Source organism: Pantoea sp. JGM49, from assembly GCF_018257655.1.
GTDB lineage: Bacteria > Pseudomonadota > Gammaproteobacteria > Enterobacterales > Enterobacteriaceae > Pantoea > Pantoea communis.
Genome location: NZ_JAERJM010000001.1, coordinates 188,201 through 213,275, shown reverse-complemented (window position 1 = coordinate 213,275; position 25,075 = coordinate 188,201). Strand labels below are relative to the sequence as shown.

The 25,075-nt window shown below is 50.9% G+C and carries 19 protein-coding genes; 12 read left to right on the top strand and 7 right to left on the bottom strand.

The window, feature by feature from the left end; all coding sequences use genetic code 11:
- Nucleotides 1-818: 818 nt before the first annotated feature.
- From JK231_RS01135 to JK231_RS01125, 3 genes are all read left to right on the top strand, one after another.
- The gene (locus JK231_RS01135; protein ID WP_058959699.1) at nt 819-1,103 is read left to right on the top strand and encodes a biofilm development regulator YmgB/AriR family protein; all 285 of its coding nucleotides are present in this window, start codon (nt 819-821) and stop codon (nt 1,101-1,103) included.
- Between the two features lie 392 nt (nt 1,104-1,495).
- Nucleotides 1,496-2,236, top strand: coding sequence for an SDR family oxidoreductase (locus tag JK231_RS01130; RefSeq protein WP_211727815.1), 741 nt, complete (start codon nt 1,496-1,498; stop codon nt 2,234-2,236).
- Nucleotides 2,237-2,747: 511 nt separating this feature from the next.
- Nucleotides 2,748-4,382, top strand: coding sequence for a sigma factor-like helix-turn-helix DNA-binding protein (locus JK231_RS01125; RefSeq protein WP_160868197.1), 1,635 nt, complete (start codon nt 2,748-2,750; stop codon nt 4,380-4,382).
- A 360-nt stretch (nt 4,383-4,742) separates the two neighbouring features.
- Here the strand turns inward: JK231_RS01125 and JK231_RS01120 are convergent, their stop codons facing one another.
- On the bottom strand, nt 4,743-5,144 hold the full coding sequence (locus JK231_RS01120) for a hypothetical protein (protein WP_211727814.1): 402 nt from the start codon (nt 5,142-5,144) through the stop codon (nt 4,743-4,745).
- Nucleotides 5,145-6,803: 1,659 nt separating this feature from the next.
- Between JK231_RS01120 and JK231_RS01115 the strand changes: the two genes are divergently transcribed.
- From JK231_RS01115 to JK231_RS01105, 3 genes are all read left to right on the top strand, one after another.
- Entirely contained in the window at nt 6,804-8,042 is a 1,239-nt protein-coding gene (locus tag JK231_RS01115) for a hypothetical protein (RefSeq protein WP_211727813.1), read from the top strand.
- A gap of 329 nt (nt 8,043-8,371) precedes the next feature.
- Nucleotides 8,372-8,764, top strand: a complete 393-nt coding sequence (locus tag JK231_RS01110; protein WP_211727812.1) for a VOC family protein — start codon at nt 8,372-8,374, stop codon at nt 8,762-8,764.
- A gap of 68 nt (nt 8,765-8,832) precedes the next feature.
- Complete coding sequence (locus tag JK231_RS01105) at nt 8,833-9,261, top strand: hypothetical protein (protein WP_211727811.1); 429 nt, start codon at nt 8,833-8,835, stop codon at nt 9,259-9,261.
- A 64-nt stretch (nt 9,262-9,325) separates the two neighbouring features.
- Here JK231_RS01105 and JK231_RS01100 read toward each other — a convergent pair whose 3' ends face one another.
- Complete coding sequence (locus JK231_RS01100; protein ID WP_211727810.1) at nt 9,326-9,829, bottom strand: ATP-binding protein; 504 nt, start codon at nt 9,827-9,829, stop codon at nt 9,326-9,328.
- Nucleotides 9,830-9,936: 107 nt separating this feature from the next.
- Here JK231_RS01100 and JK231_RS01095 point away from each other — a divergent pair, with 107 nt between their 5' ends.
- The 4 genes from JK231_RS01095 (at nt 9,937) to dcuR (ending at nt 13,582) form a co-directional block, all read left to right on the top strand.
- Entirely contained in the window at nt 9,937-10,503 is a 567-nt protein-coding gene (locus tag JK231_RS01095; RefSeq protein ID WP_034821914.1) for a flavin reductase family protein, read from the top strand.
- Nucleotides 10,504-10,567: 64 nt separating this feature from the next.
- Nucleotides 10,568-11,104: a peptide-methionine (S)-S-oxide reductase MsrA gene (gene msrA, locus JK231_RS01090; RefSeq protein ID WP_211727809.1), complete on the top strand. Its 537-nt coding sequence runs from the start codon at nt 10,568-10,570 to the stop codon at nt 11,102-11,104.
- Nucleotides 11,105-11,234: 130 nt separating this feature from the next.
- Nucleotides 11,235-12,866 carry a sensor histidine kinase gene (locus JK231_RS01085; RefSeq protein WP_034821920.1) on the top strand — a complete coding sequence of 544 codons (1,632 nt, stop codon included), beginning with the start codon at nt 11,235-11,237 and terminating at the stop codon, nt 12,864-12,866.
- Entirely contained in the window at nt 12,863-13,582 is a 720-nt protein-coding gene (gene dcuR / locus JK231_RS01080; RefSeq protein WP_034821922.1) for a two-component system response regulator DcuR, read from the top strand. The genes JK231_RS01085 and dcuR overlap by 4 nt, the downstream gene beginning before the upstream one ends.
- Here the strand turns inward: dcuR and JK231_RS01075 are convergent.
- Together JK231_RS01075 and JK231_RS01070 are read right to left on the bottom strand one after the other, a co-directional pair.
- Nucleotides 13,576-14,535 carry an FAD:protein FMN transferase gene (locus tag JK231_RS01075; protein ID WP_211727973.1) on the bottom strand — a complete coding sequence of 320 codons (960 nt, stop codon included), beginning with the start codon at nt 14,533-14,535 and terminating at the stop codon, nt 13,576-13,578. The genes dcuR and JK231_RS01075 overlap by 7 nt on opposite strands.
- A gap of 133 nt (nt 14,536-14,668) precedes the next feature.
- A complete protein-coding gene (locus JK231_RS01070) occupies nt 14,669-17,449 on the bottom strand; it encodes a flavocytochrome c (RefSeq protein WP_097119218.1) in 2,781 nt (926 codons plus the stop codon).
- A 606-nt stretch (nt 17,450-18,055) separates the two neighbouring features.
- Here JK231_RS01070 and JK231_RS01065 point away from each other — a divergent pair.
- Together JK231_RS01065 and fumA are read left to right on the top strand one after the other, a co-directional pair.
- Complete coding sequence (locus JK231_RS01065) at nt 18,056-19,567, top strand: anion permease (RefSeq protein ID WP_211727808.1); 1,512 nt, start codon at nt 18,056-18,058, stop codon at nt 19,565-19,567.
- A gap of 164 nt (nt 19,568-19,731) precedes the next feature.
- Nucleotides 19,732-21,375, top strand: a complete 1,644-nt coding sequence (fumA, locus tag JK231_RS01060; protein ID WP_097119217.1) for a class I fumarate hydratase FumA — start codon at nt 19,732-19,734, stop codon at nt 21,373-21,375.
- Nucleotides 21,376-21,453: 78 nt separating this feature from the next.
- Here the strand turns inward: fumA and JK231_RS01055 are convergent, their stop codons facing one another.
- From JK231_RS01055 to JK231_RS01045, 3 genes are all read right to left on the bottom strand, one after another.
- Nucleotides 21,454-21,618: a hypothetical protein gene (locus JK231_RS01055; protein ID WP_211727807.1), complete on the bottom strand. Its 165-nt coding sequence runs from the start codon at nt 21,616-21,618 to the stop codon at nt 21,454-21,456.
- A gap of 151 nt (nt 21,619-21,769) precedes the next feature.
- Nucleotides 21,770-23,113 carry an aryl-sulfate sulfotransferase gene (locus JK231_RS01050; protein WP_211727806.1) on the bottom strand — a complete coding sequence of 448 codons (1,344 nt, stop codon included), beginning with the start codon at nt 23,111-23,113 and terminating at the stop codon, nt 21,770-21,772.
- A gap of 124 nt (nt 23,114-23,237) precedes the next feature.
- Entirely contained in the window at nt 23,238-24,758 is a 1,521-nt protein-coding gene (locus JK231_RS01045; RefSeq protein WP_160832521.1) for an aldehyde dehydrogenase family protein, read from the bottom strand.
- Between the last annotated feature and the right edge of the window lie 317 nt (nt 24,759-25,075).

Genomic DNA, 25,075 nt, shown 5'->3' with positions numbered 1-25,075 from the left:
AGTCGTAATGCAATATTGAAAATAGCTTCTAAGTTTAAATTGAGGTTTTCATTAATTCGATCTGATGGAGGATTTTCATTGTTATTTCAAGATCATGAAAAAGCCATATTATCATTGGTGAAGCCGCATTAAGCCTTGCTTTATGTCGAAAGGAAATCAGTGTTGCAAACCTTTTTTCACAGCTTGGTTTGATGTCTAAATCAGAGAATAATATTGACCGCTTGACTCAAATCGCTAAAGCCAGAAACTGGTTAATGAGCTTTGAGTCATCTTCAGTCGCCGAGGAGCAAATACCTTATTTGCAAACCTTAGTTAGCCTGAATAATGAACTGAATTAACGATTAATGAACTGAAGCCAAAGGACGTAATCCGGTTCCGGCCGGAAGACGACGAAGCGGATGACCTCATCGGTTACGCGTAAGCGTATACCGGCCGGAGACACTGTCAGGGACGACACTCTCAAAATGAGTTGCCAGAATCAGTCTTTCGCTACACCACTGGCGAAGCAACTGAGTTATCAGGCATAAGCTGATAATACACTCCACGTAAAACATCCCCGCATAACAAACCGCAAACATCGAAGATGCCTTTGAGCATAAATTGTTCTGGTAAGATTTATCGACGATGCCAGAACGGTTTTTGGTGATAACCGCCCTCCCAATTTTGACAAAATGCGCTAAATTTATTTCACATGTGGTTTCGACATGAGTCGAAATTACACCCTGTACAGAACCCGCACTCTACCCATTGATTGCGATTGTTATACGTTACAGCCTGACCATAATGACGTTTGAGTAGCGGACATAAAGGATAAAATCATGTATCAGAGCGCACAACAGTCAACCAATAGCGCGAAGTCTTTCCTTCACTTAGATGCGCTTCGCGACAAAGCCACTGCTGAAACCGTTGTGATTGAAGCGGCCGCAGGTGAAATCACCCAACGTGGCGTGAGAGTCACCAACGGTGCCGTGATTTTGCAATTGATCACTGAAGTGCAGAAGGCCTCTGATCCCGTGCAAATCGATCTGTTACTCAACGCCCTAAAAATCGTGGTCGGGATGACTCCCGGTGAAGCGGAACGCTGGGCATACTTCAACTGGTAACAGTGTTTATGAAGGCTAAGCACATCCTCGGCCATTGATATTGTTGCGACAGAAGCCCCACATCAAGGAAACAGACGGTAAGCACTCAATATTTTAAAGAATGCAGGTATCAGCTATACGCCAGGTATCGACAAACACGAAGTGGAGGATTTTCTGTCACCTTATTTAGTGAGGTCATATTAGGCGCCTGCAAATTTCGACGCTGTTCGCGCCGGAAAGACAAGATCTGCTTCACGCTGAAAGCCGACCTGACATCTCGCCAGTTGGTCCATTCCGTACCAGAAGCTGTAGTTCAATCAGCAATGCCTTAGTTGCGTAATGAAATGGATGACGAACAGTGTTCTGTTTACGTAAGGTAAATGCTCATTCCTCCGCCAAAAAAAGGACTAAGCATGGGCAGGTTTCAGGGTAAACGTATACTGATCACTGGTGGTACAAGTGGCATGGGACTGGCAGGCGCGCTGCGCATTATCGCTGAGGGTGGTAATGTAGCTATTACAGGGCTCAGTGAAGAAAGACTGGAACGCGCCCGTACTCTGCTGCCTAAAACATCGCTTATTTTGAAAAGTGACTCTGCAAGCGAAGTTGACATCAATACGCTAAAGGAAGCTATTAGCGATTGGGGTTCACTTGATGGATTATGGCTCAATGCTGGCTTCGCGGAGGTCAGTTCTCCGGAATCTGTAACGGCGGATTCTTTTAATCGTATGATGAACGCAAATGTGCGCGGCCCGATGCTACAGCTTGCCGCCCTATCAAAATCACTTAATTTAGGTGCATCCGTTCTGGTTACTTCGTCCTCTTCAACTTACGAAGGTGCGGCTATGACAAGCCTGTATGCAGCGACGAAAGGTGCCGTTATCGCCATGGTCAAAAGCTGGGCATCTGCGCTGGCGGAACGTGGCATTCGCGCCAACACTTTAGTGCCAGGCCCAATTGAAACTAATTTCAGGCACTTTATGCCAGAGGAGTCGCGTCAGCAATTTGAAGATTTCGTGGTAAGCCAGGTTCCTTTAGGTCGCGCAGGCACAGCAGAAGAAGCCGCTGCGGTTGCACTCTTCCTCCTGTCCGATGAAGCATCCTATGTTACTGGCAGCCAGTATGCTGTAGACGGCGGGCTGGTACATTACTGAGGTGTCTATAAGGAATGATGAAATCTATTGAGTAGATTCACTAAAGTCTGCTGTTCGCTCACAGTGGATCTTGGCTGTTGTAGATGTCCGCTCCGTGCCAACAACGGAAGTAGCACACGCACTTTCATCCGCACAGTAAACAGCGATCCAGAAAGTAAGCGATCAGAGTTTGTCGGACGCATCGCTGAACAGGCAATTCGTGTTAAATATGTAGGCCAGTTGATTAAAAAGCAGCATGGCCATGGCAGTCCTTTTGCCAGTGTGGGTTTTCCCGATAATACTGACAAGCCTACAACTTTGATGCTAGGTTAGAGGTAGTCAAGGTCTGGCTTCTATATCAAAACGTACAGATTGAATGATACCTTGACCCCTTTCATACATACCTAACGTAATTAACTGCAATCTGAAGTGATATTATTCGTGCCAGTTATGCCAAACACAAAAGTTGCAATGGCAAATACCAAGCATCAAAGTGGAATATTTTTCCCGCATGAGCAGGTAGTAAACGATAATGACCGAGCTTAAAGCTGCATCTGAGTCTGAAGAGTCCAAACGCTTGCCGGCCCGGCATGGCGCACCCTGGGAGTACCGAGAGTTTCTTGAACTGGTCAATGGGATCAAATGCGGACACACTACGACTCAACTTGCAAAGCTCCACCAGCGCACCTCCGGCAGCATAACTGCAGCAGCAATGCGTTTGATCCCATCGGCAGACAAACCGGCAAGCCATATTCATGCGGTGGAAGTGCTAGCCATCTATATGCGCGAGAAGGGAGATGTCGATCTCCATTCGCTGGTTCAAGCAATTTGTCCGGCACCTGTTATCCGCAAGGGTGTCGTTTCTGCCCGAAACTTAACATTACAACCAACACCTGATGGTCAGCAATCAACAAGTGGCGCTGGCAACCTACAAGCGCCGGATAAAAGCCATGAGCTTAACGTATACACAGAGTTCCCGGCAGATAACGCCACTGACGCCGATGTACTGATGCTCGTCAGTGCTGCAGTGGCAAATTTGCCCAAAGAGCGTGATCGGAACGCGCTTGAAATGCGCCTCGGTGTAGACGATCAGCCCCACACATTGGCTGAAATTGGAGAGGAATGGGGCGTATCCAGGGAGAGAGTGCGTCAAATTCAGGAACGAGGATTTAAACGTTTAGCAGCACGCGCACGCTATGAGGGCACATATGGCTCAGCACTGAAAAAACTGCTGGAGCCAGCTTCTACCTCCACCGATGAATTGGCATTGTGGTTGTTCAATACAGTTCGTTTTGATTTCGTCATTCCGCTTAGACTGGCAGCGAAGTTCATTCTTCGCACTGCCGGTTTCACCGTTCAGAAAGTAACTGAAGTGACCGCATTGTTGCCCGCTATAGAGCGGTCACACAAGGCGCAATTGCGTAAGCAGAACCGCAATCGAGCAGTAATGGAAAGAACCGAATCTGTCATCACCGGTTGGTTGAATGACAGTGAATGGCCAGAGGCCATCACACCGCCCCCACCCACTGAGCAGCTTACAAACCAGCGTCTGGTCAACGATTCGGATATTGCCGGTAATTTCTACTCTGAGAAACTCGACCGTATGGTGCAATACGAATCCGGGCTTGAGCTTGAAATATTGACACTGCTGGAACGTAGTGAACAGATAGCCTATTATCAGGAACAGCCAGCCGTCATCCCCTATACCTTCGGGGGGAGAAATCGATATTATTACCCAGATCTGTTCATCGCTACGGTAGACGGCCGTGGCTTGCTTATAGAGATAAAACCGACAGACAGAATGGCGCTAAGCATCAACCGGGTCAAATCAAATGCAGGACGAACATGGGCGCACGCCCGTGGATGGGGTTGGTTAGTGATGAGTCTTCGGCATACGCTTCGTCAGGTCGAGGATTACCAAATCCCCGTTTCCATTGTGGCGTTGCTGGATAACGAACTGAAAGAGCATGGCGTTATAACTTGGAGTGACTTGATAAATTTACGCGCGCAGCACGGTCTGAAGCGATTCGATATCACGGCCTATATAATTCAGTCAGATGCCGAATTTGACGGGGCATATAGCATCAAGCCCAAAAGATCGTGCGCTCTACATTGGCAGCACAGTGAAATGACACACAGCGCTCCACATGCACGAATAAGAGAATAGAACCAAAGATGTATTTTCATGAATTATATCTCGAATAGTGAATCACGAGGTCGATATAAAAAAAGTCTCTCCAGCTATCATGACTTGCTCCCCGCGGATTAATGCACCGCGATTTTAGTAATGCCATCATCAGTGGTTAGAACCGTTACCAGCTTCCGCCGAGCGCTCACTTCGGACCCCACAGTCCTACAGGCATTTCCGCTACGTGCCAGGAGCTGACATTGAGATATGTTAATTATGGTTCGCAGGCCAACTGAAAAATACAGTTTCTAAATCTACAAGCACCAGAAAATTCCAATAGAAAAAAAGATCAAGCAATCGAACCTTTACGTATTTATTTACGCCGCTAAGCTTTAATTATTATGGAAATAACCTTGAAATCACCTTACGCCATAAAGAACTTTTCTTTTCAGTGTCAGCCGATGAATTAGCCCAAGATGGATTCATCAAATCACTCGGTAATAAATATTTGCGATCATCATCATCGACAACGACGGCATCTAACTTGACCGCGATCTGCAACATCTTACAATACAGGGTCTCACAGGGTTGCTTGGTGTAAATTCGTCCATCATACCATTCGAGCCAAGGTTCATTATGTGGTTGATGGACATTCCATGTAGCAAAGAAATCACCATTCTTATTATCAATTGATAATTCTTCATCATTATAAACGAGCTGAAGCCATTCTTCACTCGTAATTGGATCATTTGAACTATCAAACCAATTTTCTGTTCTTACGATATGAAGTTCCCAGCCCATGAACACCTCCATTTATTTATGAATATTGCCATTTGTTGAAATGTAAAGCGAAAGCCTGATATTTATGTTGTGAGTATGCATCAAACAGTACTAGATCAGCCAGCATCAATGATCAGATATATTTGCAGGCAAAAAATTGCTCGGACAGAGCGATAGAGACATTCTCCGCTTTGATTTACTCAGTACGAATCTAGTTATTGAACATCAGTTGTGATAGCTACGCCTGACGTCCGTTCCTCGCTCTCAGCAGACATTCAGCTCAGTCAGATGGTCCGCTGTGTGCCAACAGCGGATATTGTTCCCTCGCAACATTATGCGTTAATCACTGGCGATCAGGTCGATCTCTATGAGGTCTATACGTTTTCTGAATGCTAGTTAAACCCAAACGTAGTCACTAGTAATAGAGTTATCGACATAGCTGTCTATCATCAATGCTGGCGGGGCATTCGCATAGGGGACATTTACTGTTCCAAACCAGATAGGATTAGCCGCGCAGACGGAGCCACAAATGTAGGCTGGTATGCCCGCAAACCTCGGTCGTCTGAATTACACGGCAGTATCAATGAAGGGTAACTTTGCTGATTTAGGCAGTCAGCTATCTGTTTATAAGCTTCCTGCCAATGCCCATCGGTTAGATCACCTGTAAGCACCAGTACATCCGGTTTCAGATGCATAAGCTAATTTAATACTTGGTCAAACGGAAGTAGATGATCATTTTCGGGTGAGGCGTGAATATCTGAAACCTGCATTATCAGCAGAAAGACCTAAATAATTATTTTGTGAAGAACAGGATCACAATGAATCGCTAAGTTCAATTCCTACTGCTTAGAGCTAATATTAGTATGGATGCGAATGCTCATCTCCTCGCTCGCAGCGGACCATTCGAACGAACAAGCCTGCTCTGTGCCATGATCACACGTTTTTGTCGTTATTTTTCGCAAAACTCCCTGCACAGGGCTAGGTAATCAGGTGATATAACTGCTACGCAGCACTTTTTCCTCAATTAGGATGTCTCAATCACAAGAGTAGGCGCTAATCACAATGAAAGGATGCGAAAATGTTATCTAGTGTAGACTGGATGGTATAGGTGATTTTTTATCTTCTATGTAATCGTTATACTAATCATAGTTATTTCTTTATTCACCGGCATAGAGAAATGCAAATATAGGGAAAGTTCACATGCTTATTTAGGCTATATTAAGCATAGATCTGCTTATGGTTTTTAATTCTAACTGTAACACGCTCTGGAATTTCTGAGACAGATAATTTTTGCCACGGCCTCTTGTTAAACCATTTGAATCACCCCGCGCTTGCAGCCGCATCGAAAGATAACTTTGTTCAGTTATCCCGTTCTTATCACCCCATGCTATGGATAATCAACCTCTCTTGAGGCCCCCTTGTAATCAAGCCGAATTAACGTCCGCTCAACGCGGATGCTGGCCTGCGCACAGCACACTCTGTGCCGTGGCGGAAATGGAAAATAGCGTGACATTTTAAATGAAAGGCTAAATAATTTGCATCGATAGATGCATATTTCATTATGTGAACTGACTCTGCTTTTTGCTAGCGTATTAATCGGGAGTTATCCTCGAGTGTTGCAGTTTCATCTGTTTGTGATAAGGTTTTAGTAGGACATGAAGCGCGTAAAGGGATAATAGAATGAAGAAGATAATATCAGCAATATTGATTTTTTTTATATTGCCAGCATCAAGTTGCCTTGCAGTTGAAAATAAAACGATACATTTCATTTTTGGGGTTAGTGATCTTTATTCACCTGTGCTTTCTGATGAAGAAAACAGGTCTGTACTGGAAAGTCTGACAAAGGGGGCTACTGTTACGGCAACATACAGACATACTACTCGCAAGTTTCATTGGTTTTCAACAATGAGCGGGGTCACTACGTTCCTTGATCCGGGATACAAATATACATCAAAAGATGAAACTCGCAGTTATACACTTTTACCAGAAGCTGATAACCGATCTATTTTAGGGGTTGATATGCCGGTATCGCTGGATGGTGACTATGTGCTTGCTGAATTATACGTACAACTATATCCATCACTATACCAACAACCCGGATATCTTGCGACAATAAAGAATTTGCCTGAAAAAGACCTGAAGTTTTCCCGTGAATTCAGAGGCTCATCATCATTTAGGTATCTTGTCAGCCAGGATAAAAGAAGAACACAAAGTCCTGTTAACGAACATCAAGGGTGTCTCTTTGTCACTACCCCCTATGGCTATCCTGATACCACCATTCCGGTTGTAACACTTGTTGGTACAAATTTAACAAATATGCGTCTAACCAATATTATGCATCAGCGTTGCCCACTAGTTAATATAAATACCAATGAGAAATCGACGGTTCTTACTGGACATTTACCACCTGCGAGAATAGCGGCGGCTCAAGCTAATATAGACTACTCTACAACTAAAGGTATTACCCAAAAATCGGGGGCGCTCCATCCTGTCAATAAAGAGATGGCTCGATGGTATCAACGAAATGATGAAGGGGTTTATGCTGCCTTACAGGCATTTGGACCTTTTAAGTTATTTAGGATGCGTATCCGTTTTGATGCGGCGTATCCCGAAGGAAAGCGACTACCGATACGAACTGAAAGCTGGTATCTCTATAATGAAAAATTAGTTAAATACTCTGGTTCAATTTATTATCTATCCACTGACAATGAAAAAAGTATGTCAGCAGATGAAGTGGTTTATTTTCATGACGAAAAAAAAGTTTTCAATGAGAGTAAAAAGGATAACTGTAATACACAGGGCTGTCAGAATGCTCTTGCTGATATAAAACATCATTCAACTAATTCTTGGGATGATTTACAACGAGAAGCAGTGCGCTATATGCAACTCACTTTGATTCCAATAACTGATGATGAATGATCTGACTTGCATTTAACATTTCAACAGTTAGTTTTAATTCACAATCTAGGGGCTTGCTAAAAGCCCTGAAAACTTAAAAGCCAGTACCCATCCCGGTGACGTATCCATAACTTAGGTAGGGGGCTTTTACGTCTCCTTTTCGCTCACAGCGGACCTTACCCGCCAGCCGCCAGCCGCCAGCCGCCAGCCGCCAGCCGCCAGCCGCCAGCTTACCAACAAAATACGCCCCAAAACATTATGGTAAATCCCGTGTTGTGCTGTGCTCAGTCGGTTGTATCTCGCATATTCTTCAGCAAACATCTCCAAAGCACAAATAAGGATCGAGCCATATGAACATAACCAAAATCGACCATATCCACGTCTACGTTGACGATATCGATAAAGCAGAACGCTGGTATCAGGAAACCCTTGGCTTCACCCGCGATAGCTTCCTTTATTTCTGGTTTGAACAAGGAGGGCCGCTGGTCATCAGGAATAATGGCGCATCACTTTCCCTCTTCCTGAGAAACTCACATCACCCAGGCCACACCATGGCTTTCGCCGTAAACGCGTCAACGTTTCTCGAACTCATACCTATCCTCAACTCCAAAAAAATCACCTATACCGTCAGTGACCACGATATCTCAATGTCCCTTTACTTCAGCGATCTCAGTGGCAACAAGATTGAAATAACGTCCTGGGAATATACGCAGGCAAAACAGATATTGGAAAACACGGGATAACAATTCGCCAGCCACGAACAGATAACGCTATAATCATGAACGAATTAACATTTTGAACGGAGTCAAAATTGAAATTTCACTATTCGCTTCATCGCCTTAGCCTGATAAAGCAATGGCAAAAGGACAGTTTCAGAATCGCGTTTTTCATTCTCATCGGCCTATTCTTTTCAGCCGTGATCAAATGGCTATTACCCCAATTAACTCATGTTAATATCACCGGCGGCTTTACCGGTATGCTATGCGGGCTTGCAGCAAGCTTTTGGCTTACTAATATTGCGTGGCTTAAATTTAAGACCCCCATTCGCCAAAGCGACCTGGATTCAGTTCTGGAGAAATACCATTACCAGCAAACTGAGCAAGGTTATTATGAGCTGCAGATAGCGAAATACAGAAGATTTAAATCCCAGCGCATTTATATAAGTAACGATGGCAATGACATCACGCTTGAAGGTCCCTACAACACCCTCAGAAGAATCATCAATCATCTCAATAAATAGCCGGAAGCTTTGAGGGGCCAATATTAGATGACTGGAACAAATATCAATCCAGTCATCGTCATTCTTAACCGTGCACTACCACATTAAACCCTTCATCCGCATGCGGTGCGACGAAGTAGCTGCTGATCACCTCGAACTGCGTATCGGTGGCCGCAAAGTCATGCTCACCTTCTGCGTTGCGCGCATGCAAACGGCTTTTACACACCGCATCGGGCACATCGATAAAGTGCAGCTGATGTTCCGCCTGTGCACTCTGGATCACCGCCTTCATCCACTGACGTTGGCCGACGGTGTTCGCCGGGAAATCCAGCACCACTGACACACCTCGCTGTAACAGTGCGATTAGGTGTGGCGTCATCGCATTACGTAGCTTGCCCGCACAACGCACGTAGTCCGCAACATCCTGCATCTCTTCGGCGAACAAATGTGCCAGCCAGGCGTCTTCGCTGATAATCACCGCGCCAGTTTGTTGGGCCAGTTGGTGCGCCAGCGTGGATTTTCCGGCAGCGATTTTGCCGCACAGCAGATGCAAAACAGGACGAGATGTGGACACAGACGCAGATTCCATTAGCCAGCTCCAGATAAAATGACGCTCTACCATGCCGTTAAATGCCGGTCCAGTAAAGCCTGGCATCTACACTTACGCTATCTCTGCAAAAAATAAGGAGACGCATGATGAGTCAACGCCTGCATAAAATCGACTTTCCGGTCAGCAAGGCGCGGAAGTATCTGGAACCCGGTCCGGTGGTGTTGCTGAGTTCGCAATTTGAAGATCACCACGACATCATGACGCTCGGCTGGCACACCATTCTGGAGTTCTCGCCGTCATTGGTGGGCTGCATGATCGCCAACGGCAACTACAGTCATGAGCTGATTCGGCAAAGCGGACAGTGCGTAATTAACATCCCCTCGGCGGATTTGGTGGATAGCGTGGTGGCGATTGGTAACTGCCATGGCGATCGCCTCGATAAGTTCGATGCCTTTCACCTCACGCCAGAACCGGCAAAAGTGGTGAATGCGCCGCTGATCGATGAGTGCTTCGCCAGCTTTGAGTGTCAGCTGTATGACGATTCGATGGTGAATAACTACGGCTTCTTTATTTTCGAAATCGTCAAAGCGCATGTCGCCGATAAACCGGAATTTCCGCCGACGCTGCACTACACTGGCGAAGGACGTTTTACCGTAATGAGCAATAGCGTGCTCGACAAGCACCATGATTTTAAGCCAGAAATGTTAATTTAAGCGGCTTGAATTCGCTTTCGAGCGCCCTCACAGTAACGCTTTCGACCTGACAGGAGTAATAACAATGGCAACCGAATATGCGGTGATCGCCGGTGGCTGTTTCTGGTGTACCGAAGCAGTGTTCAAAGATGTGATTGGCGTGGAGTCAGTCGAAAGTGGGTATACCGGCGGGGAGCGCCCGAACCCAACCTATGAGCAGGTGTGCAGCGGTGCCACCGGCCACGCCGAAGCGATCCGCGTCGGTTTCGATCCCGAGCAGGTGAAATATGGCGACCTGCTGGATATCAGCTTTGCGACGCACGATCCAACGCAGCTGAACCGTCAGGGCAACGACGTCGGTACCCAGTATCGTTCAGCGATCTTCCCGGCGAATCCAGACCAGGAAGCCGAAGCGATTGCCGCCATTGCGCGTGCGCAAGCCGATCTCAACGTGCCGGTGGTGACCACCATCGAGCCGCTGAAAGAGTGGTATCCGGCAGAAGATTATCATCAGGATTACTGGGATGGCGCCGGCCAGCTTAACGGCTACTGCATGGCGGTGATTCCACCGAAACTGCAGAAGCTGCGTAAGAGCTTTGCCAACCGCGTGAAGCAGGGCTAATCCAGCCCCCTAAGATGCGGCCTCTGCACGCCGCATCCAGTCTGCTTATCACCATCAAAGGTCGTCATTTATGACGACCTTTTTGCATTAAAGCGTCATAATAGCGCCCTCTTCTCTTCAGGGAGCGATGATGACCACGCCTCAACCCGCAATCCCCGCGCGCAAGCGGCCCATGAAACTCAACACGCTGGTGACGCTGATGCTCAGCGCGGTGATCGTGCTGGTGCTGCTGAGTGTGCACATGTTCTATTTCTTCCAGATTGGTGCTTCAACCCGTGCCCAGTTAGAAGATAAAGCCATGGCGGTGGCCCGCACGCTGGCAAGATCGCCGGAGATTCAGCAGGCGCTGACGCAACCGGTGGCCAATGCCAATATTCAACCCATCGCGAAAGCCGTGGAAGAGAGCAACAATCTGCTGTTTATTACCGTCACCAATATGGACGGTATCCGCTATTCTCATCGCAATCCGGAACTGGTCGGCAAGCACTTTATCGGCGAAGACATTGGGCCCGCCCTGCGCGGCCATGAAAACGTCTCGGTGAACAAAGGTTCTCTGGCAAAAGCGCTGCGCGTGTTTACCCCGGTGTATAACGCGGAGGATCGGCAGATCGGCGTAGTGGCGATCGGTATTTCCCTTGATGCCGTGACCGATCAGATCAACGAAAGCCGCTGGAGCATTATCTGGACCATTCTGATTGGTACGCTGGCAGGCGCGATTGGCACCCTGGTGCTGGTGCGCGTGCTGAAACGCATCTTATTCGGCCTCGAACCCTACGAGATTTCCACTCTGTTTGAGCAGCGTCAGGCAATTCTCAACTCGGTCAAAGAGGGCGTGGTGGCGATGGACGATCAGGCGCAGGTGACGCTGGTGAATCAGGCCGCGCGCACCCTGCTTAATGAGCCGTCGTCCAGCGGTATGATTGATAACGAGGGCATTGATGATGCCTCGGTGATCAACCAACACCTGCGAGATGTGCTGCACAGCGGCCGTGCGCGTCGTGATGAAGAGCTGAATGTGAATGGTCGCTTGTTGTTGTGCAATACGGTGCCGGTACGCAGCCAGGGACGCATTATTGGCGCGGTCTGTACTTTCAGGGACAAGACCGAAATCAGCCGACTGATGCAGCGTCTGACGGGCATGGTAAACTACGTCGATGCGTTGCGGGAGCGCTCGCACGAGTTCATGAACAAGCTGCACGTGATCCTCGGCCTGCTGCACATGAAAAACTATGCGCAGGTGGAAGCGTATATTTTGAAAACCGCCAATAATTACCAGACTGAGATTGGCTATTTGCTTGATCGCATCAAGTCACCGGTGATTGCCGGTTTCCTGCTGAGCAAGATCAATCGCGCTTCGGATTGCGGTCATCGCCTGACCATCAGCGATGCCAGCTATGTGCCCGACAGCGGTAACGAAGACCAGATGGCGGCCCTGATCACCGTGGTCGGTAATCTGGTGGAGAACGCCATCGATGCGCTCAGCGAGCAGACCGAAGGCGAGATCCACGTGATGCTGCACTATCAGAACGGCTGGCTGGCGTGCGAAGTGAGTGACGATGGTCCCGGCATTGAGCCGGCCAATCTGGCGACAATTTTTGATAAAGGGTTCTCCACCAAAGGAGAGAACCGTGGTGTGGGCCTGTTCCTGCTGAAACAGCAAACGGAAAACCTCGGTGGCGGCGTGACCGTTGAGTCAGAACCCGGCGTATTTACCCAATTTTTAGTACAACTTCCCTGGGATGGAGGAAACCAATCCGCATGATCAATGTGTTAGTGGTCGATGATGACGCCATGGTCGCTGAGCTGAACCGTTCTTTTATCGGTCAGGTTCAGGGCTTCCACTGCTGTGGAACCGCTTCGACCCTGAAGCAGGCCAAAGAGATTCTGTTCAACAGCGACACCCCGATTGATTTGGTGCTGCTGGATATCTACATGCAGCAAGAAAATGGCCTCGATCTGTTGCCGGAACTGCGCAAAGCCCAGAGTTCGGTGGAAGTGATCATCATTTCATCCGCTGCCGATGCCGAAAACATCAAAACTTCGCTGCACTACGGCGTGGTGGATTATCTGATCAAGCCGTTCCAGTTCCCGCGTTTTGAAGAGGCGCTCACCAGCTGGCGGCAGAAGAAGTCGTTGATGGATAATCAGCACTACTATCAGCAGTCTGATGTCGATCTGTTGATCCATGGTAACCCGGCCACGCAGCATGACAACAAGCGCCTGCCGAAGGGTTTAACGCCGCAGACGCTGCGCACCTTGTGTCAGTGGATTGATGCCCATCCCGGCCATGAGTTCTCCACCGATGAGCTGGCGGCGGAAGTGAATATTTCGCGCGTGTCGTGCCGTAAATATCTGATCTGGCTGGCGCAGATTAATATTCTGTTCACCAGCATTCATTACGGCGCCACCGGCCGTCCGGTGTATCGCTATCGTTTACAGCCGGAATACCATTCGCTGTTGCAGCAATACTGTCAGTAACGCAGCTGCCAGTCGACATCGCGCTGCTGGAACTGAAAGTGGCGCGGTGAAGAGCAGATGATTTGCCGATCGCGCGTCACAAACACCGCATCCAGATCGGGCTGGTCGGCCAGATAAGCCAGCCCCTGCTCCACGCCCATGCCGTACAGCAGTGTGGTGTAGATGTCGCCATCCAGTGAGCGGTCGGAAATCACCGTCACGCTCAGTAACTCGTTGTCCAGCGGATAGCCGGTGTGGGGATCGAAGATATGGTGCCAGCACTTGCCGTCCAATTCGAAATAGCGCTCGTAAATTCCCGATGTCACCACCGATTTGCCCTGCACTTGCAGCACGCCCAGCAGTTCATCCTCACGCCCAAACGGCTTTTTCAGGCCAATGCTCCAGCCTTGTGGCTCGTGCGGTGGCGCGCCGAGCGTCTGCACATTGCCGCCAAGATTGATCAGCGCCTGCGGCACGCCCTGTTGGCGTAAAAACGCCTGCACCACATCCGCGATATACCCTTTGGCGATGGCCCCGAGATCGATCTCCATGCCCGGCTGTTGCAGGAACACCGAACGCTCTTCTTCGTTGAGGATCACCTGATGTGGATCGGTGAGCGGCAACAGTGCGGCAATCTCATTGGCGGGAGGCACGGCACGCCCCTGAAAACCAATCTTCCAGCGTTTGACCACCGGACCGATGGTGAAGTTGAATGCGCTGCCGGGTGACACACTGACGGCGTGTGCCACGCTGATCAGTCGGAACACCGCCTCACTGACGCGCACTGCATGGCGTCCCGCTGCCTGGTTGATCGACATCACTTCGGATTCGGCACGATTGACGGTGAACAGGTTTTCCTGCTGCTTGATAAGTTGAAAGACCTGACGGGCTAAGGTGGGGTTATCGTCGAAGAGTTTGAGCAGAATGGGCGAACCCATCAGAACAGCAGAGTAGGAGTAGACGCCTTCGGTCATAGAGCCTCGTTTACCCGCCATACTGCGCGCCAGTAGGTTGTGTCGATAACCCAATGACCGACCGCTGCCAGTCATTGGGATTCACCCTTAACGCTTTACTCTGGTACGCAATATTTTGGGTAATTAACGTTAATTAATTTCCTAACGCCAGTTTAGCCGCATTGTGACCGGCCTTGATACCGAAGATGATGATATCCGCTACTGCATTACCGCCGATACGGTTCGCACCGTGGATACCGCCGACCACTTCACCAGCAGCCCAGGCTCCGGGAATTACCTGTTTCTGCGCATCCAGCACCGCAGTATCGGTGTTGATGGTGACGCCGCCCATAGTGTGGTGCACCCCTGGGGCGATACGGATGGCGAAGTACGGACCTTTATTCAGCGGGTGACGCAGCGCCGTCTTACGACCGAAGTCTTCATCATCCTGCTTCGCCACGAACTCGTTATAACGGCCGAGTGTGGTTTGCAGCGCTTCCTGATCCATGTTGAGTTTGACCGCCAGCTCGTGCGGGGTTGGTGCGCTAATCACAAAGCCTTTGGCGATATATTCATCGGCCGCTTTGTTATTAGCACGCACCTGCTCATCAAACACGATCCATGCGCTTTTCTCTGGCAGTGCGATGATCTCAGCAGAGACTTTGTCACGGGTTTCCATCTCATTGTAGAAACGCTTACCCGCCTGGCTGACCAGAATCGCCCCGCCGCCACGCATCGCTTCGGAGATCAGATAAGACGTAGTCTGCTCAACCGTTGGGTGAATCTGGATCTCGCCCATATCCACGGTATCCGCACCGATTTTTTGCAACATGGCGATACCGCTACCGGTGGCACCTTTGTGGTTGGTGGTAACGAAGCCATCCAACTCCGGACGGTATTTCACCACCATTTCGCGGTTAGCACTGAAACCGCCGGTGGCGACAATCACGCTTTTCGCATTAAGAATGCGGCTGTCATTGTACTCATCCACCACTTTGACGCCGGTAACGGCACCGTTTTCCACCAGGATCTCTGAAACTGAGGTCTCCAGCAGCACTTCGATTTCACGCTGGTTGACGTTTTTCACCAGACCGCTGATCAGGAAGCCACCGACGGCAGAACGATCTTCCGGGCGGTGCGTGCGGTCGATGCTCATGCCGCCAGTGATGGTGATGTCGCACAACTCGATATTTTTCGCCGCCAGCCACTCAATCGCTTCCGGCGCCTGCTCAACAAACTCGCGCAGCAGCACCGGGTTGTTTTTGAATTTACCGCCCTTCAGCGTCTCTTCGTAGAACAGCTCTTTGCTGTCTTCGATGCCTTTCAGTTTCTGATAGCGGGTTTCGGCGGCGTTCATGCCCACCGAGGCTTTGATGGTGTTACCGCCAATGGTCGGCATCTTCTCGATGATCACCACGCGTGCGCCGTCATCGTGCGCCTGAATCGCCGCCGCCAGACCGGCACCGCCCGTGCCCACCACTACCACGTCATAATTGACCGGTGCGTTCGGGTTACCGCCCTCTTCAATCACATACTCTTTACTGGAGGTGGTCAGTGCGCGGGAGACCGCTTTTTTCAGCGCCTCACTCTGTGTGGTCGCACCGGTGATGGCATCGACGTGCGGGCTGTTCGCCACCAGAATGCGTTCACGCAGGCTTTCAAAGGTACTGGTAAAGTCGACATCCAGGCTGGGATCCGGCACCAGTGAGATATCAGTGATACGGTCGGTGTCGAGGGTGACGTTGATTTTCAGCTTCAGCGCTTCGGCTTCCACTTTCGCCTGGTAAACCCCGGCTTTGTATTTACGATGGCCATCGCTGACGTCACGGATCATCGCATCCACCAGCGAGAAGCGCCACAGCGGTTCTGGAATCGTCAGCGCCTCACGCTTGGTGCTGTCGATGTAGAGTTCCATGTGCTCGTTTTTGATGATGCGATCGGCCCAGTCCGGATAGGCGATGCAGGCTTTACCGACCGCCACCAGATCAAAGCCGTGCTCCAGCGCATTCTCGGCATCTTCTTTATTCACCACACCGCCGACGCCAATCACCGGCACTTTCGCCAGCGTGGCAGAGCGTTCGGCCAGGTATTTGGTGATCAGGGGCGTGGGATCTTTGGTATCGACAATCGATGGACGCAGCAGCTGTCCGACGGAGAAGTGCACGTAATCCAGACCGCGCGCCGCCAGTTTTTCCAGCAGATACATGGTGTCATCCCAACGGATGCCGGGAACTTCCAGCTCTTCCGGTGAGAAGCGATAACCGATGATGAAGTCAGCCGCCGCAAAGCGATCGGCCATTTTATGGGTGATCTCCAGCACTTCCATTGGGAAGCGTGCGCGGTTATCGCGGCTGCCGCCCCATTTGTCGTCGCGCTGGTTAGAGTTAGGTGAGTAGAACTGCTGGATCAAATAGGTGTTCGCGCCGTGGATCTCAACACCGTCAAAACCGGCTTTGATCGCGCGGTTTACCGCATCACCAAACTTGGTGATCATCACATCGACTTCTTCGGCGGTCAGCGCTTGCGGTTTGGTGGCACCGTCACGCGGTGCGGCAATGGCGCTCGGTGCAACAGGGGTTTTACCGCCAATCAGCGCCGGTTCCACCATGCGGCCACCGTGGTAAATCTGCAGAATGGCTTTTGAACCTTCAGATTTTATCGCATGGGCGATTTTCGCCAGCCCGGCAATTTTGTTGTCGCTGTCGATACCCAACGCGCCAGGGAAAGCCGGGCCACGGTTATCAATAAAGCAGCATTCGACAATCACCGTACCGATACTGCCCGCACGTACGCGGTAGTACTCGACCAAATCGCTGGTGACACCGCCATCAAAATAGCCGGTACAGGTGGTCATCGGGGCCATCACCAGACGGTTTTTCAGCACCGCACCTTTTGGCAGCGTTAGCGGGTTAAGGATTGGGGTGAGCTTATTCATAATGAGCAACTCCAGAATTAAGAAATTGTGTATTCAATTCTTTGGCGGTTCGGCGCGGCTTTATAATTATTTAAGTGGTCCGATTTCATGGCATAAATATACCATTTTATTTAGTTACATAACCCAGATTGTTAGTTATATAAGTTTTACGTTTAGAAATGATATTTGATGCTCATTGCTGGAATTAGCGCTCCGATAAGTTTTAACCAAGACTTGACAAAAATCAACTTTTTCCTTACATTTAAAACAAATGTAGTACTATCATAAAGATAAAAGCCTCCAACCCGCCTCATTTTGCTCGATTTTTCGCGTTTCGATAGTTTGTAGCGTTTAATCCACAGCAGACAGAAAGTTAAATAAAAAGCAAAAGATAAAAATTAAAAAACAGTGCATATTTTTTATTGATCTAGATCAAAGGAGATATTTTAATTAATCGCATCTTAGCTGCATTCAATTGATAATTCGCGTATCGAATTTGCAAAGCAAAGTTTCATCAAAGAACAAAATTTAAATTGTCACGACTCATCTGCTGCACGCATGTTGAAACCAAAAGAACAGTGTGTTCGTGACAATCAATCGCATTCTTCCTAACTTGCAGACAAAACTATGAACACACAAACAACCCAGAGTGCCTCCCCCATAGTGCCTCCTGCGGCGCCGGGGAAAAAGAATCGCCTGATTATGTTGTGCCTGCCGATCATTGTGGCGGTGCTGTTGCTGTTGGTCCCGACCCCTGCCGGGCTGGAACCTTACGCATGGCACTTCTTTGCTATCTTCGTTGGCGTGATTGTCGGGCTGATCTTTGAGCCGCTGCCCGGTGCCGTTATCGGCCTGACTGGCGTGGTGGTGATAGCGCTGTTCAGCCAGTGGGTGCTGTTCAGCCCGGCCGAACTGGCGGATCCCAAGTTCAAAACCGCCGCACAGTCGTTCAAATGGGCAGTGAGTGGCTTCGGCAACTCCACCGTCTGGCTGATCTTCGGTGCCTTTATGTTTGCCGCCGGCTACGATAAAACCCAGTTCGGACGCCGCCTGGCGCTGATTCTGGTGAAGTATCTCGGCCGTCGCAGCCTGACGCTCGGTTACGCCATCACCTTCGCGGACCTGTTACTGGCACCGTTTACGCCTTCTAACACCGCGCGCAGCGGCGGTACCATCTACCCGATCATCGCCAACCTGCCGCCGCTGTACGGTTCCAAACCGAATGACCCGAGCGCACGTAAGATTGGTTCTTACCTGATGTGGGTGGCTATCACCGCCGCCTGTATCACCAGTTCAATGTTCCTCTCTGCACTGGCACCGAACCTGCTGGCGCTGGCGCTGGTAAAAAGCGTGGTGGGCTTCGAAATCTCCTGGGGTATGTGGTTCCTCGCCTTCCTGCCGCTCGGCGTGCTGTTGATTCTCACCATGCCGCTGCTGGCGTACTGGCTCTATCCGCCGGAAGTGAAGGTTAATGACGAAGTGCCACGTTGGGCGACCGCTGAACTGGCGAAGCTTGGCAAGCTGTCACGCAATGAAATCCTGCTGCTGGTGTTTGTGGTCTCAGCACTGATGATGTGGATCTTCGCTGCCGCATGGATTGAACCGGCGATGGCCGCCCTGCTGGTTATCGTGTTGATGCTGTGGACCGGTGTACTCAACTGGAACGATATCACCAGCAACAAAGCGGCATGGAATACCTTTGCCTGGTTCGCCACGCTGGTCGCCCTGGCAGATGGTCTGGCACGTGTGGGCTTTATCGCCTGGCTGGGTAAAGAAGGTGCGCAGCTGCTGCACGGCTATGACCCACAAGTCTCGGCGGTGGTGTTGCTGGTGGCCTTCTACTTGCTGCACTACCTGTTCGCCAGTACCACTGCGCACACAACTGCGCTGTTGCCAGCGATGCTGACCATTGCCGCTTCGATTCCGGGTATCAATATGCCAGTGTTCTGCCTGATGATGTGTGTGTCCTTAGGTGTGATGGGTATCATCACCCCGTACGGCACCGGCCCAAGCCCGATTTATTACGGTAGCGGCTACCTGCCAACCAAAGATTACTGGCGTCTCGGTACCATCTTTGGTGCCATCTTCCTGATTGCTCTGATGGTTATCGCCTACCCATGGATGGTGATGATGTTCTGATGATGTTGCTCCGATGTTAAAATCGGAGCCGCGCAGTACCGTGAAAGTGTTATGATGCTCGCCAGTCAGTCCTTACGGAGGGCTGGCGAGAGAAAATCAAAAAACAGATCGCCTAATTTGTCACCTGCCACTCTGACAGGCGACACGAAGCTAAGTGAGCCAACATGTCGAACAAACCCTTCTATTATCAGAATCCCTTTCCTCTCGCCAAAGATGATACCGAATACTATCTGCTGAGCCGCGATTACGTCTCAGTAGCCAACTTCGATGGCGAAGAGGTGTTGAAAGTCGATCCGAAAGCCCTGACGCTGCTGGCGAAGCAGGCATTCCATGATGCTTCATTCATGCTGCGCGCCTCGCATCAGGCGCAGGTTGCCGCGATTCTGGCCGATGACGAAGCCAGCAAGAACGACAAATACGTTGCCCTGCAGTTCCTGCGTAACTCGGAAATTGCTGCCAAAGGTGTGTTGCCGACCTGCCAGGACACCGGCACGGCAATCATCATGGGCAAAAAAGGCCAGCGCGTCTGGACTGGCGGTGGCGACGAAGCCGCGCTGTCACAAGGCGTCTATAACACCTTTATTGAAGACAACCTGCGTTACTCGCAGAACGCCGCGCTGGATATGTACAAAGAGGTCAATACTGGCACTAACCTGCCGGCGCAGATCGACCTCTACAGCGTGGATGGCGACGAGTACAAATTCCTGTGCATCGCCAAAGGCGGCGGTTCTGCCAACAAAACCTATCTATATCAGGAAACCAAAGCGCTGATCACCCCGGCCAAGCTGAAGAATTATCTGGTTGATAAGATGATGTCACTTGGCACTGCCGCCTGCCCGCCGTACCATATCGCGTTTGTGATTGGCGGTACCTCAGCAGAAAGCACGCTGAAAACCGTCAAGCTGGCTTCCACCCACTACTACGATTCACTGCCGACCGAAGGTAACGAACACGGTCAGGCATTCCGTGACGTGGCATTGGAGCAGGAACTGCTGAAAGCCTCACAAGAGCTGGGCCTCGGCGCACAGTTCGGCGGTAAATACTTCGCCCACGACATTCGCGTGGTGCGTCTGCCGCGTCATGGCGCGTCTTGCCCCGTTGGCATGGGTGTGTCCTGCTCGGCTGACCGTAATATCAAAGCCAAGATCAACCGCGAAGGCATCTGGATCGAAAAACTGGAAGATAACCCAGGCCGCTATATCCCGGAAGAACTGCGTCAGCAGGGCGAAGGCGAAGTGGTGAATGTCGATCTTAACCGCCCGATGAGTGACATTCTGGCGCAGCTGTCATCCTATCCCGTGGCAACCCGCCTGTCGCTGAACGGCACCATTATCGTGGCGCGTGATATTGCCCACGCCAAGCTGAAAGAGCGTATTGATAACGGCGAAGGTTTGCCGCAGTACATCAAAGATCATCCGGTGTACTACGCGGGCCCGGCGAAAACCCCGGAAGGTTATGCATCCGGTTCACTTGGCCCAACTACTGCCGGTCGTATGGACTCCTACGTTGACCTGCTGCAGGAACACGGCGGCAGCATGGTGATGCTGGCAAAAGGCAACCGCAGCAAACAGGTGACTGATGCCTGCCATAAACACGGCGGCTTCTATCTCGGCAGCATCGGCGGCCCGGCAGCGGTGCTGGCGCAGCAGAGTATTAAGAGTCTGGAGTGCGTGGAGTACGCGGAACTGGGAATGGAAGCCATCTGGAAGATTGAAGTGGAGAACTTCCCGGCGTTTATCCTGGTGGATGACAAAGGCAACGACTTCTTCCAGCAGATCCACAATCAGTGTTCTGCCTGCGTGAAGTAAGGCTTTTAGCCGTGCTAAAACTAAAAATCCGCGGCTTATGGCTGCGGATTTTTTTATGGGGTGAGCACTGCGCGATGCTTACATCGCACCGAGTTGTACGTCTAACAGCATATCGGCATCATCATCGTTTTGACCAATCACGTAGATCGCCTGACGTCCCGGCAGATTCACCGTGATGATGTGCTGATCATCGGCATCCAGCACGTCATCGTGCTGTTTTTGAAACTTATGCAATGTGTTCATGTTTTTCCTTAAAATGGTGCGCGACTTTACTTTCCCTACACTCTTATATCGACAAGACCAGGCTCAAATGTAGCGGAATATTCTGCTTTCGTGATGCAGGCACTCTGTCACGGCCAAATGACAGTCTGATTAAAGAAGTAACGCACATTTCTTACTGTGAGGATGTCAGTGCCGGACAACCTGGTAGCGCCGGATAACGGATGCAATCCGCTGTCACCCCCTTCTCACTGTGCGGCGTCCCATCTGGTGCCCAGCGGTAATCCACCATGTAGGCGCGATACACCGTGTTGCCACTGTAGTGATCGCGCGGCATCGCTTTGCCGTAAAACGGGCTGACGTACTCCCAGACAATCGCGCCCTGCGGTGTCACCTGGAACAGGCGGCCGCTCTGCCCTTCGTTGATCAAGGTGTTGCCATTCGGCAGGCGCTGCGCGTTGCTGATATAGGCACTGTAGAAGGTGGAGATCGCTTGTCCCGATTTCTCGCCGGTGTACTCCCAGACGATTTGTTTGGTTTGCGGGTTCACTTCAATGACGCGTGAAGCGGAGAAGAATCCTTGCCGCGTGGGCGGGAATCCGGCGTTGCCCTGATTATCAAAAATCAGAATATTGCCAGCACCCGGTAAGCCCGGTCCGATCATGTGCACATCGTGCTCGCCAATCAGTTGATCCAGCGGACGCGGCAGCGGTGTATCCAGCTTCAGCGCTGGATAATCAGGCCCGATGCGCCACACCACTTTGTCCGTCTGCCGATCGACAATCACGGCCACGTTGCCGTTGCGCGAGTTAAACAGGATGTTGTCAGGGGCAAAGCGCTGATCGCCTTTATCAAACCACGGGTTTGGTCCCAGCGGTGCCGCCGTGTTCATATGCAAAAAGTCAGCGTCCTGACTGTCACGGATCATCGCCAGTTGCGCGTCAGAAAAACCCAGCTCATTGAGGTGATCGGCCACCGACCAGCTCCATAGCTTTTCCCCCTGCGGCGACACCTCCTCCAGCGTATTATCGATAATGCGATAGTTGTAGCCCGGCAGCTGGCGCAGTGCCGCGCCCAGCACCAGGGTGTTGCCATCTGCCAGGCGCTGGATTTCATGGTGTTGATGCACCGGCTGCTGCTGACTGCCGTATTGCCACTGTACCGCACCGTTCCAGTCCACTTCCGCCACGCTGGCATTCACCATGCCGTTGCCGGGGCTGGCTTCCTTATCGAGATCTTTCTGACGCTCCAGCTGTACCAGCAGATGCCCCCGCTGGCCGTTGATGCGATCAGTGGGAATTGGCCAGCTTGGGAATCCTTCATAGGCCCAGCGATGCACTTCCTGCCCGGTCATATCAATTAAGTGGGTTTGGTTATCGCTGCCGGGGATCACCACATAACCGTTCCAGGCACGCGCGGGATCGTAATACGTCACGCCCGTAGGAAACGCACTGGGAATGGCCGATGCACCAAATGAGATGGACAACAGGCAGACAGACAACGTTGCCGCAATACGCATGATTCACCATCCTGACTAAGGGAGAAAGAAAACGCCCTTATAGGGTAGATGCGAATGGCGGCAGGATTAGTCCGAATGAGGCATGTGGGAGAAAAGGCAGCGGCATGACCCGCTGCCTGAGTGCTTAGAAAAAGCCCAGCGGTTGCGTGCTGTAGCTCACCAGCAAGTTTTTGGTTTGCTGGTAATGATCAAGCATCATTTTATGGGTCTCGCGACCGATACCGGATTTTTTATAGCCACCGAACGCCGCATGTGCCGGATAAAGGTGATAACAGTTGGTCCAGACACGACCCGCTTTAATCGCGCGCCCCATACGATAGGCGCGGTTGATATCGCGGGTCCAGACGCCAGCGCCCAGCCCGTAGATCGAGTCATTGGCGATGGCGAGCGCTTCCGCTTCATCTTTGAAGGTCAGCACACCGACCACCGGTCCAAAGATCTCCTCCTGGAACACGCGCATGCTGTTATCGCCTTTCAGCAGCGTGGGCTGGATGTAGTAGCCGCTATCAAACGCTTCACCAATCTTCTCTACACCGCCGCCGTGCAGCACCTGTGCGCCCTCTTTCTGCGCGATTTCCAGATAAGAGAGGATTTTGTCGAACTGCTGTTGCGACGCCTGCGCGCCAATCATGGTTTCGGTATCCAGCGGATCGCCGCGTTTGATGGTTTTAATACGTTTCATGACGGCCGCCATAAACGGCTCAAAGATCGACTCTTGCACCAGCGCGCGTGACGGACAGGTACAGACTTCGCCCTGATTCAGGAAACCGAGCACCACGCCTTCTGCCGCTTTCTCGATAAAGCTCTCTTCCGCATCCATGATGTCTTCAAAGAAGATGTTCGGTGATTTACCGCCCAGCTCAACGGTGGACGGGATCAGGCTTTTCGCCGCCAGCTCGAGGATGTGCCCACCGGTAGCGGTGGAGCCGGTAAAGGCGATCTTGGCGATGCCCGGATGTGACGCCAGCGCTTCACCGGCTTCTTTACCGTAACCGTGCACCACGTTGATGACACCCGGCGGTACCAGATCTTTGATCACTTCCATAAACAGGGTGATCGACAAGGGCGTCTGCTCAGCCGGTTTCAACACCACGCAGTTACCCGCTCCGAGCGCCGGAGCCAGTTTCCACGCCGCCATTAACAGCGGGAAGTTCCACGGGATGATTTGCCCGACCACGCCCAGCGGTTCGTGGAAGTGATAAGCGGCGGTGAATTCATCGATTTCTGCTGCGGTACCTTCCTGTGCGCGCACGCAGCCCGCGAAGTAGCGGAAGTGATCTACCGCCAGCGGGAGGTCAGCGGCCAAGGTTTCACGTACCGGCTTGCCGTTATCCCAGGTTTCGTTGACCGCGATGTATTCCAGCTTCTCTTCCAGTCGATCGGCGATTTTCAGCAGCACCAGCGAACGTGCCTGCGGGGAGGTTTTGCCCCAGGCATCTGCAGCGGCCTGTGCTGCCGCCACCGCATTATCGATATCGGCCTTATCCGAACGCGGGAACTCGCCGATGGTAGAACCGTTGATGGGGGTGGTGTTGACGAAGTAATTACCGTTCACCGGCGCAACGAATTCGCCGTTGATAAAGTTGCCATAACGCGATTGCAGAGTGATGAGAGAACCTTGTTCTCCCGGAGCAGCGTAACGCATGGTGTTTCTCCTTGCGGACAGAGTGGCGAATAACAACTATGAAACCTGTTATTAACATTGATCGATCAATGTCAGCCTGTCAGATCGCAGAGCGGGAAACTGTGACCGCACCGAAGGAAAATTCCGGCAATGAGGGTTTGAGATTTATGCGTGATGATACTGCACGTCAGTCTCAGCATTGATTAAACGTTACGCTCTTGCCCGCCGCAGATGGCGGGAGTCTATTGCGCCAATTCACAGCCAGGTTATCAGCTTTACATCTCTCCAATTTCTTCCCCGCTTCGTTGCGGAAAATTCCGAGTTTTGCCGCATATGCA

Coding starts and splice junctions, on each gene's coding strand:
- JK231_RS01135 (WP_058959699.1), top strand. CDS start 819: ATGTATCAGAGCGCACAACAGTCAACCAATAGCGCGAAGTCTTTCCTT.
- JK231_RS01130 (WP_211727815.1), top strand. CDS start 1,496: ATGGGCAGGTTTCAGGGTAAACGTATACTGATCACTGGTGGTACAAGT.
- JK231_RS01125 (WP_160868197.1), top strand. CDS start 2,748: ATGACCGAGCTTAAAGCTGCATCTGAGTCTGAAGAGTCCAAACGCTTG.
- JK231_RS01120 (WP_211727814.1), bottom strand. CDS start 5,144: ATGGGCTGGGAACTTCATATCGTAAGAACAGAAAATTGGTTTGATAGT.
- JK231_RS01115 (WP_211727813.1), top strand. CDS start 6,804: ATGAAGAAGATAATATCAGCAATATTGATTTTTTTTATATTGCCAGCA.
- JK231_RS01110 (WP_211727812.1), top strand. CDS start 8,372: ATGAACATAACCAAAATCGACCATATCCACGTCTACGTTGACGATATC.
- JK231_RS01100 (WP_211727810.1), bottom strand. CDS start 9,829: ATGGAATCTGCGTCTGTGTCCACATCTCGTCCTGTTTTGCATCTGCTG.
- JK231_RS01095 (WP_034821914.1), top strand. CDS start 9,937: ATGAGTCAACGCCTGCATAAAATCGACTTTCCGGTCAGCAAGGCGCGG.
- msrA (WP_211727809.1), top strand. CDS start 10,568: ATGGCAACCGAATATGCGGTGATCGCCGGTGGCTGTTTCTGGTGTACC.
- JK231_RS01085 (WP_034821920.1), top strand. CDS start 11,235: ATGACCACGCCTCAACCCGCAATCCCCGCGCGCAAGCGGCCCATGAAA.
- dcuR (WP_034821922.1), top strand. CDS start 12,863: ATGATCAATGTGTTAGTGGTCGATGATGACGCCATGGTCGCTGAGCTG.
- JK231_RS01075 (WP_211727973.1), bottom strand. CDS start 14,535: ATGACCGAAGGCGTCTACTCCTACTCTGCTGTTCTGATGGGTTCGCCC.
- JK231_RS01070 (WP_097119218.1), bottom strand. CDS start 17,449: ATGAATAAGCTCACCCCAATCCTTAACCCGCTAACGCTGCCAAAAGGT.
- JK231_RS01065 (WP_211727808.1), top strand. CDS start 18,056: ATGAACACACAAACAACCCAGAGTGCCTCCCCCATAGTGCCTCCTGCG.
- fumA (WP_097119217.1), top strand. CDS start 19,732: ATGTCGAACAAACCCTTCTATTATCAGAATCCCTTTCCTCTCGCCAAA.
- JK231_RS01055 (WP_211727807.1), bottom strand. CDS start 21,618: ATGAACACATTGCATAAGTTTCAAAAACAGCACGATGACGTGCTGGAT.
- JK231_RS01050 (WP_211727806.1), bottom strand. CDS start 23,113: ATGCGTATTGCGGCAACGTTGTCTGTCTGCCTGTTGTCCATCTCATTT.
- JK231_RS01045 (WP_160832521.1), bottom strand. CDS start 24,758: ATGCGTTACGCTGCTCCGGGAGAACAAGGTTCTCTCATCACTCTGCAA.